This is a genomic window from Tabrizicola sp. M-4, assembly GCF_051132405.1.
Lineage (GTDB): Bacteria > Pseudomonadota > Alphaproteobacteria > Rhodobacterales > Rhodobacteraceae > Paragemmobacter.
Window position 1 is genome coordinate 2,431,305 of record NZ_CP128606.1, and the last position, 13,988, is coordinate 2,445,292.

General features: G+C 66.2%; 16 protein-coding genes. 3 read left to right on the forward strand and 13 right to left on the reverse strand.

What is annotated here, in order from left to right:
* The first annotated feature begins 3 nt into the window (after positions 1-3).
* A complete protein-coding gene (locus tag TabM4_RS11930) occupies positions 4-795 on the forward strand; it encodes a YgfZ/GcvT domain-containing protein (protein ID WP_434612567.1) in 792 nt (263 codons plus the stop codon).
* Here TabM4_RS11930 and TabM4_RS11935 read toward each other — a convergent pair.
* Both TabM4_RS11935 and efp read right to left on the reverse strand, forming a co-directional pair.
* Complete coding sequence (locus TabM4_RS11935; RefSeq protein WP_434612568.1) at positions 759-1,535, reverse strand: glycosyltransferase family 2 protein; 777 nt, start codon at positions 1,533-1,535, stop codon at positions 759-761. The genes TabM4_RS11930 and TabM4_RS11935 overlap by 37 nt on opposite strands.
* A 100-nt stretch (positions 1,536-1,635) precedes the next feature.
* The gene (gene efp, locus TabM4_RS11940) at positions 1,636-2,199 is read right to left on the reverse strand and encodes an elongation factor P (protein WP_434612570.1); all 564 of its coding nucleotides are present in this window, start codon (positions 2,197-2,199) and stop codon (positions 1,636-1,638) included.
* Positions 2,200-2,433: 234 nt separating this feature from the next.
* On the opposite strand from efp, the gene TabM4_RS11945 reads away from it, so the two are divergent.
* Positions 2,434-2,760, forward strand: a complete 327-nt coding sequence (locus tag TabM4_RS11945; RefSeq protein WP_165054060.1) for a DUF6280 family protein — start codon at positions 2,434-2,436, stop codon at positions 2,758-2,760.
* Between the two features lie 75 nt (positions 2,761-2,835).
* On the opposite strand, the gene TabM4_RS11950 is transcribed toward TabM4_RS11945, so the two are convergent.
* The 3 genes from TabM4_RS11950 to TabM4_RS11960 form a co-directional block, all read right to left on the reverse strand.
* On the reverse strand, positions 2,836-4,041 hold the full coding sequence (locus TabM4_RS11950) for a hypothetical protein (protein WP_434612572.1): 1,206 nt from the start codon (positions 4,039-4,041) through the stop codon (positions 2,836-2,838).
* 174 nt (positions 4,042-4,215) lie between these two features.
* A complete protein-coding gene (locus tag TabM4_RS11955; RefSeq protein WP_434612574.1) occupies positions 4,216-5,574 on the reverse strand; it encodes a TolC family outer membrane protein in 1,359 nt (452 codons plus the stop codon).
* An 89-nt stretch (positions 5,575-5,663) separates the two neighbouring features.
* Positions 5,664-6,317 (reverse strand): protein-L-isoaspartate O-methyltransferase family protein, encoded by a 654-nt coding sequence (locus TabM4_RS11960; protein WP_434612576.1) that lies wholly within the window; start codon positions 6,315-6,317, stop codon positions 5,664-5,666.
* Between the two features lie 234 nt (positions 6,318-6,551).
* Here TabM4_RS11960 and TabM4_RS11965 point away from each other — a divergent pair, with 234 nt between their 5' ends.
* Positions 6,552-7,397, forward strand: coding sequence for a fumarylacetoacetate hydrolase family protein (locus TabM4_RS11965; protein WP_434612578.1), 846 nt, complete (start codon positions 6,552-6,554; stop codon positions 7,395-7,397).
* Positions 7,398-7,499: 102 nt separating this feature from the next.
* On the opposite strand, the gene dxs is transcribed toward TabM4_RS11965, so the two are convergent.
* The 8 genes from dxs to bchZ form a co-directional block, all read right to left on the reverse strand.
* Positions 7,500-9,416 (reverse strand): 1-deoxy-D-xylulose-5-phosphate synthase, encoded by a 1,917-nt coding sequence (dxs, locus tag TabM4_RS11970; RefSeq protein WP_434612580.1) that lies wholly within the window; start codon positions 9,414-9,416, stop codon positions 7,500-7,502.
* A gap of 168 nt (positions 9,417-9,584) precedes the next feature.
* Positions 9,585-9,809, reverse strand: a complete 225-nt coding sequence (gene pufX / locus TabM4_RS11975) for an RC-LH1 core complex protein PufX (RefSeq protein WP_434612582.1) — start codon at positions 9,807-9,809, stop codon at positions 9,585-9,587.
* 11 nt (positions 9,810-9,820) lie between these two features.
* Positions 9,821-10,744, reverse strand: a complete 924-nt coding sequence (gene pufM / locus TabM4_RS11980; protein ID WP_434612584.1) for a photosynthetic reaction center subunit M — start codon at positions 10,742-10,744, stop codon at positions 9,821-9,823.
* A complete protein-coding gene (gene pufL / locus TabM4_RS11985) occupies positions 10,737-11,585 on the reverse strand; it encodes a photosynthetic reaction center subunit L (protein WP_434612586.1) in 849 nt (282 codons plus the stop codon). The genes pufM and pufL overlap by 8 nt, the downstream gene beginning before the upstream one ends.
* 117 nt (positions 11,586-11,702) lie before the next feature.
* Positions 11,703-11,876 (reverse strand): light-harvesting antenna LH1, alpha subunit, encoded by a 174-nt coding sequence (gene pufA / locus TabM4_RS11990; protein ID WP_434612588.1) that lies wholly within the window; start codon positions 11,874-11,876, stop codon positions 11,703-11,705.
* Between the two features lie 13 nt (positions 11,877-11,889).
* A complete protein-coding gene (pufB, locus tag TabM4_RS11995; RefSeq protein WP_101920918.1) occupies positions 11,890-12,039 on the reverse strand; it encodes a light-harvesting antenna LH1, beta subunit in 150 nt (49 codons plus the stop codon).
* 175 nt (positions 12,040-12,214) lie between these two features.
* Positions 12,215-12,436 carry a cytochrome PufQ gene (gene pufQ, locus TabM4_RS12000; RefSeq protein ID WP_434612590.1) on the reverse strand — a complete coding sequence of 74 codons (222 nt, stop codon included), beginning with the start codon at positions 12,434-12,436 and terminating at the stop codon, positions 12,215-12,217.
* A complete protein-coding gene (bchZ, locus tag TabM4_RS12005) occupies positions 12,433-13,911 on the reverse strand; it encodes a chlorophyllide a reductase subunit Z (RefSeq protein WP_434612592.1) in 1,479 nt (492 codons plus the stop codon). Before bchZ ends, pufQ begins: the two co-directional genes overlap by 4 nt.
* Positions 13,912-13,988: the final 77 nt, after the last annotated feature.

A 13,988-nucleotide genomic window follows, 5' to 3' on the forward strand; every position in this document is an offset into this window, starting at 1 on the left:
GCGATGCAGGGCGAGGCGGCGACGGATCGGCGGGTGGTCACGGTGGAGGGTGCGGATGCGCTGCCCTTTCTGCAGGGGCTGGTGTCCAACGATGTGCTGCGCCTTGGCAAGGGGCCGGGTATCGTCTGGGCCGCGCTGCTGACGCCACAGGGCAAGTATCTGGCCGATTTCTTCATCGTCCGGCAGGGTGACAGCCTGCTTCTGGACCTGCCCGAGGTGGTGGCCGAGGCCACCCTGCGCCGCCTGACGATGTATCGCCTGCGCGCCGATGTGCGGCTGACGCCGTCCGCGCTGCATGTCCAGCGGGGTCTTGGGGATACCCCGCCGGATGCCCTGCCCGACCCGCGCCACCCGGCCCTTGGCTGGCGGCGCTATGGCGTTGAGGCAGGGACGGAACCGCAGATCGACTGGGACGCGATCCGCGTGGCCCATGTCGTCCCCGAAACGGGCCGCGAATTGATCGTCGATGACAGCTACATCCTCGAATCCGGCTTCGAACGCCTGCATGGCGTCGATTTCCGCAAGGGCTGCTATGTCGGGCAGGAAGTCACCGCCCGGATGAAGCACAAGACCGAGCTTCGCAAGGGCCTTGCCCGCGTCCGGGTGACAGGCGAGGCCGGATACGGGGCCGAGATCACCGCAGATGGCAAACCTGCCGGAACGCTTTTCACCCGATCGGGCGATCACGCCATCGCCTATCTGCGCTTTGACCGCGCCACGGGGCCGATGCGGGCGAGCGCGGCCTTGGTGGAACTGGATCAGCCCGTGGACGGGGCGGCCATCGTCCAGCCGTAGCGCGCGGCGAAATGCGCCTCCAGCGCCGCAACCACCGCGTCATTCCCGCCCTGCCGATTATAGGCCCGCCACAGGCTCGGCCCGCCACGAGAGGTTTCGGCCAGCGCCTCCCCCTGCCCCACGGCATGCGCGCGCACGCCGATACGCGCCGCATGCCAGCGCAGCCAAAGATCATCCGCCGTGGGCGCGATGCCTTTCGCGGTGGCTATGTCCAGAACCTCGGGCGGGAAGTCGCGGCCTGAATACAGCACCCCGTCCTTGCCGATAGGCAGCACGCGCAAGGCGGGTGCATCCGGCAACCCTGCCCCGAACCAGCGGCCATAGCCCGCCACACGCCCCTGCCGCAGCAGGATGGGATGCGCCGTCCATCCCGTCACCGCGCCTGTCGCCTGCCGCCCCGCGATCAGCCGCGCCAGCCAGCCCTGCGGATAAAGCGTGTCGTCATCCGCCGTCACCACCCAGCGTCCGCTGCCCAGATGGTCGGCCAGCCAAGGCAGGATCTTGCGGTATGGCCCGGTATTTTCCACCCAGCGCACCTGCACCCGCGCCCCATCCACCAGCGCCGCCAGATCGGCGGGCAGGTCGCCTATGCCCTGATCCAGCAGATAGGCCCCCCGCGACAGATGGATCAGCACCCGCGCGGGCGCCGGATCCTGCGCAAGGATGGAGGCCACCACCGGCGCCAACCGCCCGATGCGGGGGCTGATGGAGGTCAGACTGACATCGATCTCGGGCACCATTCACGAACCTCCGGCACGGCAGGCCAAACATGGCCCAACCCCGCGCAAAGGAAAAGGGCCGGCCCAACCGGACCGGCCCCGCATCCCCCGCAACGCCCCATCAGGCGCGTTCGGAATATTCCATCAATTCGGTATGCACGATGATCTCCTCGTCCTGCCCGATGAAGGGAGGGATCATGATCCGCACGCCATTGTCCAATATCGCGGGTTTGAAGCTGTTCGCCGCCGTCTGCCCCTTCACCACCGGCTCCGTCTCGACGATGCGGCACTTCACCTTCTGCGGCAGGGTCACCGCCAGCGCCTCGTCGCCGTAATAGCGCACCGTCGCCGTCATCCCGTCCTGCAGGAAGGGCCGCCGGTCGCCCAGCAATTCGGCATCCAGTTCGATCTGTTCATAGGTTTCGGCATCCATGAACACCAGCCGCCCGTCGGTTTCATACAGGAACTGCTGGTCCTTGTTCTCCAGCCGCACCTCTTCGACCCTGTCCTCCGATCGGAAGCGTTCGTTCAGCTTCCGCCCATCGCGCAGGTTCTTCAGCTCCACCTGTGCGAATGCGCCACCCTTGCCGGGTTTCACATGGTTGGCCTTAACAGCAGCCCAAAGCCCGCCGTCATGTTCAAGCACCATGCCGGGCTTGATTTCGTTACCGTTGATCTTGGGCATGGGGAAAACGTCCAGAATGTGGCAGGGAAAGTTGAGGAAGTGTTGAAGACTTGGGAAGTTGGCCTATATCTTGCAGGCTGATCCGAGGCAAGCCGACGATATATTGTACGGATACAGGAAAGACTTGCACACAACGCATGTCAGCCCTGTTAAAAGGACAATACCGAATCGTGACCAAATGGTCATATTCGCCGGACGCCAGAAAAGACAAGACAAGAACAGGAAAACGACGAGATGCTCGATTTCGTTGATGGCACCGCCTTCAATTACGAACAAGGCCAGCGGGCGCGGAAGCTCTTCGCTGCCGTGGTCCTTGCCGCGCTGGATGATGCGATTGCCGATGACAAGAAATACGGCAACGGCCCGGAACAGATCGCCCGCTGGGCACGTTCGCGCGACGGACGCGAAGTGCTGTCCTGCGCCGGGATCGATCCGAATGAACGTGTCGTGAAGGGTCTGATGGATTTCGTGGCCAAGGGCGTGCGCACCTCGGTCGCGCTGTCGCGCGAAGAATCCGAACGCCGCCACGCGCTTGAGGCCGATCAGGCCGAAGCCGCCTGATCCGCATCCGGCACAGCCGGAATGGAAAACGCGCCCGAAGGGGCGCGTTTTGTTATTGGGCAACGGTATCGCGCGTCACTCGAAATCGCGCACCGCCATGGCCCGCGCAATCTCGGCCCGCACCAGCTTGCGCACGTTGCGGGTGATGCGTTCGCCCAAGGCGCCCTGCAACTCCTCGCGGATGATGTCGCGCACCAGATCGCGCAGCATCTCTTCGTCGAAACGCCGCTCGTCATGGTCGTCATCGTCGAAATGCGCGAAGGCAGAGGCCCCGGCCTCCTCTTCCAACTCGCGGCGGATCTGCGCCTCGGCGGCATCGGCCCAGCGCGCATCCCCGGCAGGCGCGGCCCGGCCGGCGGCGGCGGCATTGGCGGCCCCGGCCGCAACGAAAGGCGCATCCTCCAGCACGGGATCGGCCTCCATCCGCGCCCAATCAGGCAGGTCGGCAGGATCATCCTTCTCGGTCATGGCGGCCTCCTCGGCCATGGAAGGGGGCGTCTCTTCGTCCTCGATCCCTTCGGGCGCGGCCTCCACGGCCTGCCAATCGGGCATCGCCCAATCCGCCTGCTCCCAGGCCCCGGCCTCTTGCGGAAGATCGGGGCCGGGCAGGATGTCGACGGCCCCGGCGGCATGGGCCGCCTCTTCGGTCGCGGCCTCGTTCCCCGTCACGGAAGGCGCGGCCTCCGGTGCCACCTCATCCTCCCAGTCGGAGGCAAAGGCGCGCGGCGGCTCGGCCACCGGTTCCCAATCCTGTTCCGCGCCGTGCAGTTCCTGCGCGACCCGGTCCATCACCGCGTCCAGCCTTGCGGGGCCCCGATCGATGCGCGAGGCGGCAAAAGGCGCGGCCTCCTGCTCCAACTCCTCCTCGGCATCCTCCAGCATGGGCGCCTCGGCCACCTCATCCACGGCAGCCTGCGGCACATCCACGGCCTGCGGCGAGGGTTCCTCCACCGGCTCCGGCACGATCCGCAGCGACGGCGTCAGGATAAGCTTGTCCGCCTGCGGATCGACCACGGGAACGGGCCTGCGCCCCGCCCCGCCGCGGGACGAGGCGAAGGCTGGCATCTCCGGCTCTGCCGCCGGGACAGGCTCCGCCGCCGCCGCGCTTTGCTCGGGTGCGGGCTCGGCAAGGTCGGGGGGCAGGTCGGCCGGCGGCGCGGCAGGTTCCGCGGGCGCGGCCTGCGCGGCCGCCTTGGGCGACGGACGCCCATCCTCGGACACCAGCCGCCGGATAGACGACAGCACGTCTTCGATATCGACGGAATTCAACCGCTCGGACATTTGGGGGCGAACCTCCTCGGCAATTGGCCGTCTCTCGACGAATCTATCGCCCACAACCAAGGCGATATCAAGGAACACGCGCAGTCTGGCGCTGGTTAACACCACGACGTTGCGATGATGCAAGCCGCGCCCTGCCCTGCGGCACGGCGCGGCCCTGCAATCCGGAACGGCGGATCAGTCGCCGATCTTATCGAGGATGCGCTGCAATTTCTTGCCCTGCGGGCTGGTCACCGGGGCATTCTTCACCGCGTTGTAATACAGCGCCGGGTCATAGGTGGGCACACCCAGGTTCAGATGCTCCACCGACAAAAGGCCCATCGTCGCCAGAAGGTTATAGACGCCCACATAGCGCTGCGCCTCGGATTGCAGCTTGGTCGCGCGGGCATCCAGCAATTCCTGCTCGGCATCCAGCACGTCCAGCGTGGTGCGCGCGCCCAGCGTCGCCTCCTCGCGCACCCCGTCAAATGCGGTCTGCGCCGCCTGCACCTGCAGTGTCCCCGCTTGAATGGACACTGCCGCCACTTCCAGCGCGGACCAGGCATTGCCCACATTCTCGCCCACGGTGATCGTGGTCTGCAACAGGTTCGCCTGCGCGGCCTCCTTGTTGGCCAGCGCCTGCCGATGCGCCGAGGACAGCGCGCCGCCCGCGTAAAGCGTCTGGTTGAACGACAGCGAGAGCGAGTCGGTGCGCGAGTCGGTATCCAGATTCTGCCGGATCGCCCCCTGCAGATCGACCGTCGGGCGCATGGCGGCCTTGGTCGCCTCCACCCCCAGACCGGCGATCGTCACCTGACGCTGGGCCTGCAGGATGCTGGGATGGGTGCGCAGCGCGATCATCCGCGCCTCTTCCATCGATTTCGCGGTGGCAGGCAGCGGCGGCAGGCCCGCCAGATTGCCCGGATAATCCCCGACAACGGCCTTGTAACGCTCGCGCGCGACCTTGAAATCGCCCTGCGCGGCGGCAAGCCCCGACCGCGCCGCCGCAAGCCGCGCCTCGGCGATGGCCACATCGGTGCGCGTCACCTCGCCCACGTCGAACCGATCCTTCGCCGCCTGCAATTCCTGCCCGATCAGCCGCACGTTGGATTGCCGCAGCGCCACGATCTCCGCCTGCAGGCGCACATCGACGAAGGCGCTGACGGCAGAGAGCAGCACCTGCGCCTCCAGCCCCTTCAGCGCCTCGCGGGTGGCCAGAACCGTTTCCTTCGCGATCTCCACCCCGATCCGGTTGCGCCCGAAATCAAGGATCGTCCATTGCGCCGCAAGCTGGAAGGTCTTGCTCAGCCCGTCCTGCACCGAATTCGGGTTGCTTTCCACATTCTGCGCCTGCGCGACAAAGCTGATCACCGGGCGCAGCCGCGCCACGGCCTGCGCGACATCCTCGTCCGCGGCGCGCAAAAGTGCCTCGTTCTGGTCCAGCAGTTGGGAATTCCTGTAGGCCGAGGCCAGCGCATCCGCCAAAGTCTCCGCCTGTGCCGCCGGGGCCGCAAGGCCCATCACCGACACGACGACCGCTGCCAGAAAACCACGCATCGCAATCCCGCCTATCTCGAACGGACGGTCACCCCGCCCCTGATCCCATGCCCACCCCGATGCGACCCATCGCGGCAGGGCCATATTCCCTAAAGCACGAACCCGCGCGCGGCGGCAAAACCCGGAAGCACCGGGGCAGCCGCGTTGAAGGCCTGACGCCATGTCACCGCACCGTCGATCTTATATCCGATCCGGCAAACCCCCAGCGCGCCCTCCATGAAGATCGCGCCGATCCGCCCGCCTTCCTTCAACTGGTCAAGGATGGCCTGCGGCATCACCTCAACCCCACCCTGCACCGTGATCACGTCAAAGGGCGCATGGCGCGCATCGCCCGCGGCAAGGCTGCCCGTCACGACGGCGGCATTGTCCACGCCCCCTTCCGACAGGCGGCGCTGCGCCTCGGCCGCCAGCGCCTCATCCTCTTCCAGTGCGACCACCGCATCGGCCAGCCGCGCGATCACCGCCGCCGAATAGCCAAGCCCCGCCCCCAGATCCAGCACCAGCTCCCCCGGCTGCACGTCCAGCGCGTCCAGCATCTTGGCAAGCGTGCGCGGCTCCAGCACCACCCGCCCCGGCGCGATGGCAAGGTTCTCGCCCATATAGGCCGCCTCGCGCCGCGCCTCGGGCACGAAGGCCTCGCGCGGGATGGTCAGCATGGCCTCGATGATCGGGAACTTGGTCACGTCCGACGGGCGCACCTGCGTATCCACCATCATCACCCGCCGGGTCGCAAAATCGGTCATCGTCTGAACTCATCGGTTTGGAATTCCGCCCACCTTCTCTGCCACACTTCCCAAGGGCGGGCAACGACCCATTAAAGCAAGGCGGGGCAGGAAGTTGCGCCCTGTGGTCGCGGGGCATCGGCACCCTGCCCCGACCCGCCGGAATCCGCCCGCCATTGCCGGATCGGGGCTTGCAAATGCGCCCCCGACGCGGTTCCTTGCCCCCCGGACGGCGGAAAAAAGGGAGAGGCTGCCATGAAACTCTTGCGTGTGGGCGACAGCGGGGCCGAGGTTCCGGCCATCCTCGACGCGGCGGGCACGCCGCGCAGCCTTCAGGGCATCGTCCCCGACATCGCAGGGCAAACGCTCACGCCCGAAGGTCTCGCGCGCCTTCGCGCCATCGATCCCGCCACCCTGCCCGCCCTGCCCAAGGACGCCCGCATCGGCCCCTGCGTGGGCGCCGTGGGCAAATTCATCTGCATCGGTCTCAACTACGCCGACCACGCCGCCGAGTCAGGCCTACCCGTCCCGAAGGAGCCGGTGATCTTCCTCAAGGCCAACTCCGCCATCACCGGCCCGAATGACGACGTGCTGATCCCGCGCGGGTCGATCAAGACCGACTGGGAGGTGGAGCTGGGCGTGGTGATCGGCAAGCGCGCCTCCTACGTCTCCGAGGCCGAGGCGATGGACCATGTCGCGGGCTATTGCGTGATCAACGACGTGTCGGAGCGCGAATTCCAGATCGAACGTGGCGGCACCTGGGACAAGGGCAAGGGCTGCGACACCTTCGGCCCGCTGGGGCCGTGGCTCGTGACGGCGGATGAGGTGGCCGATCCGCAGGCCCTGTCGATGTGGCTGGAAGTGGACGGCAAGCGCTATCAGAACGGGTCCACCAAGACGATGGTCTTCGGCGTGCGGCATCTGGTGCATTACGTCAGCCAGTTCATGACGCTCCATCCGGGCGACGTGATTTCCACCGGCACGCCTCCCGGGGTGGGAATGGGGCAGAAGCCCGATCCGATCTATCTGAAGGGCGGCGAGGTGATGCGCCTCGGCATCGAGGGCCTCGGCGAACAGCGCCAGCACGTCGGTCGCGCCTGACGGTGCGACAGGCGGCAAGCGGCCCCCACGAATTTTCTGCGAAAATTCAGGGGCCGCTTGCCGCCCGATTTTTCGCAGAAAAATCGGGCGGCGCGTACCGCGTCAGACCAGCCGAAGGCCCGGACGCACGGCCTTGCCGCGCCCGATGGCCTGCCGGACCGAGGCCGCGATATCCTTCGCCGTCAACCCGGCCCATTCATACATCTGCACAGGCGACCCCTGATCGATGAACCGGTCCGGCAGCGTCATCGTCCGGATCGCGCGCCCTTTCTCAAGCCCGCCCGAATTGGCCAGATGGTGCAGCACAAGCGCGCCGAAACCGCCCGTAGCCCCAGTCTCCAGCGTGACCAGCGCCGGGTGATCCTCGACCAGCAGGTCGATCAGCCCGGTATCCAGCGGCTTGGCGAAACGGGCATCGGCCACGGTGACCGAAACCCCCTCGGCCTCCAGCAATTCCGCCGCCGCCAAGGCCTCGGCCAGATGCGCGCCATAGGACAGGATCGCCGCATCCGACCCCACCTTCATCACCCGCCCCTTCCCGATCTCCAAAGGCACGCCGCGCGCGGGCATCTCGACGCCCATCCCCTCGCCGCGCGGATAGCGGAAGGCGATGGGCCCTTCGTCATGGGCGATAGCGGTCGCCACCATATGCACCAGATCCGCCTCATCCCCCGCCGCCATGACGGTGAAACCCGGCAGGTTGGCGAGGAAGCCGATGTCGAATGCCCCGGCATGGGTCGCGCCGTCCTGCCCCACCAGCCCCGCCCGGTCGATGGCAAAGCGCACGGGCAGGCCCTGCAGCGCCACGTCATGCACGATCTGGTCATACCCCCTTTGCAGGAAGGTCGAATAGATCGCACAGACCGGCTTCAACCCCGCCGCCGCCATCCCCGCCGCCATGGTCACGCCATGCTGCTCGGCAATTCCCACGTCGAAGACGCGTGACGCAAAGCGCCGCGCCATGATGTCCAGCCCCGTCCCCGAGGGCATGGCGGCGGTGATCGCCACCACGCGCGGATCGCGCGCGGCCTCTTCCGTCAGCGCATTGCCGAACACGCTGGTATAGGCCGGGGCGTTCGACTTCGCCTTCGCCTGCTCGCCCGTCAGCGGATCGAACTTCGACACGCCGTGATATTTGTCGGCGGAGTTCTCGGCCGGCGCAAAGCCCTTGCCCTTCACTGTCACCGCATGGATCAGGACCGGTCCCGTCGCCCGCGCCCGCGCCGCGCGCAGGGTGGCCAGCACCTGCCCCATGTCATGCCCGTCGATCGGGCCGACATAGGAAAAGCCCAACTCCTCGAACAGCGTGCCGCCGCCCGGCATCCCCGTCACCAATTGCCGCGCCCGCCGCGCGCCGTCGCGCATGGGCCCCGGCAGATGGTTCTCGAATTCCTCCGCCGCTGCCTTGAACAGCGCCAGAGGCCCCTTCGCCGCAATCTCGTTGAGGTATTTCGACAGCGCCCCCACCGGCGGCGCGATGCTCATGTCATTGTCGTTCAGGATCACGAACAGCCGCTTGCCCAGATGGCCCGCATGGTTCATCGCCTCATAGGCCATTCCGGCGGTGATCGCCCCGTCGCCGATGACGGCAATGGTATCACCCACCGGCATCCCCATGTCGCGCCCGATGGCGAAACCCAGCGCGGCGGAGATGGAGGTGGAGGAATGCGCCGCCCCGAACGGGTCATATTCGCTCTCCGACCGTTTGGTGAAGCCCGAAACCCCCCCGCCCTGCCGCAGCGTCGCCATGCGCTCGCGCCGCCCGGTCAGGATCTTGTGGGGATAGCACTGATGCCCCACGTCCCAGATCAACTTGTCGCGCGGCGTGTCGAAGACGGCATGGATGGCGACGGTCAACTCCACCACCCCAAGCGACGATCCCAGATGCCCGCCCGTCCGGCTGACCACCTCGATCGTCTCGCGCCGCAACTCATGGGCAAGGCGCGCAAGATCGCCATCCCCCATCCCCTTCAGGTCTGCCGGTCCGGCTACGCGGTCCAAAAGCGGGGTCTGGGTCATGGTCGCCTCCCGAATGTGAAAAAAGTGCCGTGTGGGGAAGACCCACACGGCACCAGGTCCCTGTCGCCAACAGGAAGGGAACCGGGCTGTGGTTGCGCCCCGGATCCGGGCCGGCGTATGGCCCGAATGGTAGGGATGCGGGCGAAACCCTCCGCCCGCATCGAAGCCTCAGGCGACCCGCGTTTCCGCGGGGGCCGTGATCAGGAAGGCATTCGGGTCGGGGGCCTGCTTGCTTTCCTCGGGCAGCAGGAGGCCGACGCCCCACACCGCCAGAAGGATCGCCGCCACCGCCAGCAGGAAGAGCGCCGCCCACCCTGCCCCGGCCATCATCTGGTAAAGCGCCCAGGACCGAAGGGCAGAACCGGGCTTTTGCTGCATGAAGTCGTCAGACATGTCCTATCTCCTCAATCCAGCGGCGCGTAGCCGTGGTCCTGTGCCCAGACGTACCAGTTGTCCACGACCGTCCCCGTGATCAGGATGCCGATCCCGCCCGTAAGCGTCACCAGCACCGCGAACCACCAGGCCCAGCGGTGGATGCCTTCCATCGTGGCATTGAACCCCATGGTCCAGCGCCAGAACAGCGCCGCGCGTTCCGAAGCGGTGCCCCGGTCGGCGATCTGCTCCAACTCCCGATCCCCGCCAAAGCGCGACACCGCAAGGATGGTGGCGCCGTGCATGGCAAACAAGAGGGCCGAGCCGTAAAGGAACACAATGCTCAGCGCGTGGAAGGGGTTATAGAACAGGTTGCCATAGGTCAGGCTGAAGTTGTTGGTCCAGTCGAGGTGGCTGAAGATGCCGTAAGGCACGGCTTCGGACCACGACCCCATCAGGATCGGCCGGAACAGGCCAAGGACAAGGAACAGCCAGATGGCCGAGGCGAAAGCCCAGCTCACATGCTTGCCCATGCCCAGAGCCTGTGCCCGAAGGTAGGTCCGCACCCACCAGGCACAGACCGAGACTAGCAGGAAGAAGGACGCGATGATCCAAAGCCCGCCTTCGGCGATGGGCGCGAAGCCCAGACCGTATTCGGACGAGGGCGGCTCAAGCGAGAACCAGAACAGGTCGCGCATGAAGACCGCGGGGTTGAACCCGGCCTGATACCAGAACCAGGCCCCGCAGAGCATGAACCACACCGCGCCCGACATCAGCGAGATGACGCCCATCGTGCCCAGATAGACCGGCCCCAGCTGCGCGTTCCCGAACCAGCCCGCGAGGGTGGAGAAGGACGCGCTCTTGGTGCGGTTGGAGAGTTCGACCTCTTCCACCATCCCCATCTCGGGGGCGGCCTGCACCTGCACTTGGGTGAAGATGTTCTGATACTCAGCCATTTACGCCTCCTGCGATGTCGGCCCACCACGGCAGCTGCAGCCACCAATCCCACCAGACGACCCACTGGTCGAACCAGATCGTGCCCGAGATGATGATGCAGACCGCGCTCCAGAACCCGGCATTCAGCGCCAGCAGCAGGCCAAGACGGTGGATCCCCAGCGTGCCGACCGAATAACCGATCAGGTCACGGAAATAGGTATCCTCGTGATCCGGCGTCCGCATCTCCTTGCCCTTCTCGGGATTGGCGGCGGACAGGATCAGCGCCCCGTGCAGGGCAAGCGCCAGCGCGTTCGTGAAGAAGAACGACACGGCGATCATGTGGGCGGGGTTGTAGTGGAAGTTGCCGTAGGTATAGCCCGTGTTCGACACCCAATCGAGGTGCGTCCAGATGCCATAGGGGAAGGCATAGCCCCAGGCGCCCATCATCAGCGGGCGGAACACCACCAGCGTCGTATAGGCGAAGATGGCCACGCCGAAGGCGAAGGGCACGTGGAAGCCCATCCCCAACTTGCGGCAGATCTCCACCTCGCGCAGGGCCCAGCTTATGAAAGCCCCATGCGCGCAGATCGTGATGAGCTGCCAAAGCCCCCCTTCCATCAAGGGGGCAAAGCCCAGCCCGTATTCCACGGGCGGGGGATCGATCGAGATGAGCCACGGGTTCCAGACGCCTTCCATGGCGGTGCCGTAGAAGATCAGGATCGTGCCGAGCGCCGCGAAGAAGAATGTCGTGACGCCGAAGAAACCGACGAAGAAAGGCCCGACCCAGAAGTCGAACAGGTTTCCGCCGATGAGCGTGCCCCCCGGCACGCGATATTTCCGTTCGAAGCTGAGCAGTGCCATGCTTCCCTCTCCGCTGTGTTGCGACCGGCGGTCGTTTGGTGGCCGTCGGATTTGCCCGTTCGGGGTCGCCGCGGGCGAAGGGGGAAACCCTCCGCCCGCAGCCAGTGCCTTGCGGCGTTACTCGGTCGCCGCGACGGCGCCACCGGCGGCGGCAGCGGTCTGGAACCAGTTCAGGCCGTTGCTCAGAACCACCAGGTGGATCATCGCAGCCAGCAGGAACAGGAAGACGCCCTGCGCGACGAAGACGCGACGGGGATCGAAGATGAGCCAGATCTTGTAGAACTTGGACATGTTTTGATCCTCCTCAGAACCAGGGGCGCCAGATGTACGTGGCGATATGGGCGACGACTGCGATGGCCGTGAACAGCCAAAGCCCGCTCATATACACCGAGTGCAGTTCCTGCGCCTGCTCGTCGGTAAGACCTGTGAAGCTCAGGTCGGATTTATCAGCCATTCTATCCTCCGGATGGGCAGACTGACGCCGCATTCCCTGCGGCGGGGTTCACGGTCAGGCGGAATGCCCTTCCGAGTTCTCACCCCCCCGCGATGGTCTGCGGGAAGGCGAAGCGGTGACGGGTCGGGCGCAACCCGGAGAAAGCGTCCCCGGCCCCAGGGCCGGGCATCTGGCCTTACGGCCGGAATATGTTCGGCGTGATCGATCCCGCCTCGCGCCAGGCACGGGCCAGCGGCCCATGCACCGGCAACCGCCGCTCGACGACCGTCTGCACGATCCAAGCGATGGCGGCGAAGGGGATCACCACAAGGAAGATCAGGGCGAAATACACGTAGAACTCGAAACGCGGTGCGCGGTGGGCGTGATGCCCGCTGCCGCCTGCGGTGTGATCGCTCATGCAGTCCCTCCTTGTGTTGCCTTGAGTGGTTGGCCCCGCAGGGCTTCCACCGTTTCCTTGACCACCCGCTCCGCGCCCTGATCGAGCGCGGCCTTTTCGGCCGCGTCGCGCAGGGTGCGCGCAGCGGAGATGCGGGTGAGGATCGGATGTTCGGAAACGATCCGGTCCAGTTCGGCCTGCGCATCGGCATCCCAGGGAAAGTCGCGCCGCAGGGTCGTGGGCGTCGCCGCCGCCGAGTCCATCTCGGACCCCAGCGGCAGGATGTGGAACAGCGCCTCGAACAGCCCGTTGCAGACCTCCTGCAACAGCCAGACGCAGCCGGCATAGCCCATGAAGGGCGTGCCGGTATGGCGGCGGATGGCGGCACCGGGAAAGCTCGCCGCGATGAAATGCGGCTGCGGCCCGTGTCCGGCCTTCAGCTCGGCCAGATACATCTTCTCGTTGATCGACCCCATCAGGACCAGCGGCCGATGCTGGCGGATCATCGCCCGCACCGCCTCGTTGTTGGTCTTCGCCCCCGCCTGACGCGCGACGGCGAATGCGCAAGGAAGGCCCAGATCGGTCTCCAGATAGGCGCGGATTCCGCGCGCATAGGTCTCGTTCGCCACGATGGCGAAGTTGGCGGTGCCGAAGAAATCCTGCGTCACCGACCGCCACAGATCCCAGACCGGCTTCAGCGTCGAATGCTTTTCCTTGGCGATGAAGGGTTCCGGGTCCAGACCCAGCAACTCCCCCAGCTTCCGCAGGAACTTCGTCGTCGAGTCCAGCCCGATGGGTGCCTGCAAGTAGGGCTTGCCCAGCACCTCGGCCAGGCCGCGCCCGAACTCGCGATACATCACGATGTTCACGTCCGCATTCACCAGGTTCCGCATCTCGGCCAGATGCGCGCCCAGCGGCATGACCATGTTGACCTCGGCCCCGATCCCCTCGACCAGACGGCGGATCTCGTGCAGGTCCGACGCCATGTTGAAGGTGCCGTACATCGGGCCAAGGATGTTGACGCGCGGCTTGTCGCCATCCTCGCGCTTCTTCTCGATGGGCATGCGCCCCTTGGTCATCCCGAATTCGGTGAAGATCCATGTCATCGCGCGATCCGCGCATTGCCACTGGTCCTCGTCGATGGTGCGCGGCAGGAAGCGCTGGATGTTGGTCCCCATCGGCGTGACGCCACCACCGATCATCTCGGCAATCGACCCCGTGACCACCACCGCAGGCAGCGCCGGATCGAGCGTCTTCCACGCCCGCTTCATCGCGCCCTCGGTCCCGTCCCGGCCCAGCTCCTCCTCGCCCAGCCCCGTCACCACGATGGGCAACTCATGCGGCGGCAGCGCGTCGGTGTAATGCAGGACGGAGGTGACAGGCAGGTTCTCGCAGCCGACAGGCCCGTCGATCACCACCTGCAATCCCTTGACGGCACAGAAGGCATAGACCGCCCCCCAATAGCCACCCGCGCGATCATGGTCCTGGATCAGCATGCCAGCCTCCCCCAACCCCGATTTTTCTGCGAAAAATCAGCACCCAGAGCGGACCCCCGAATTTTCGCAGAAAATTC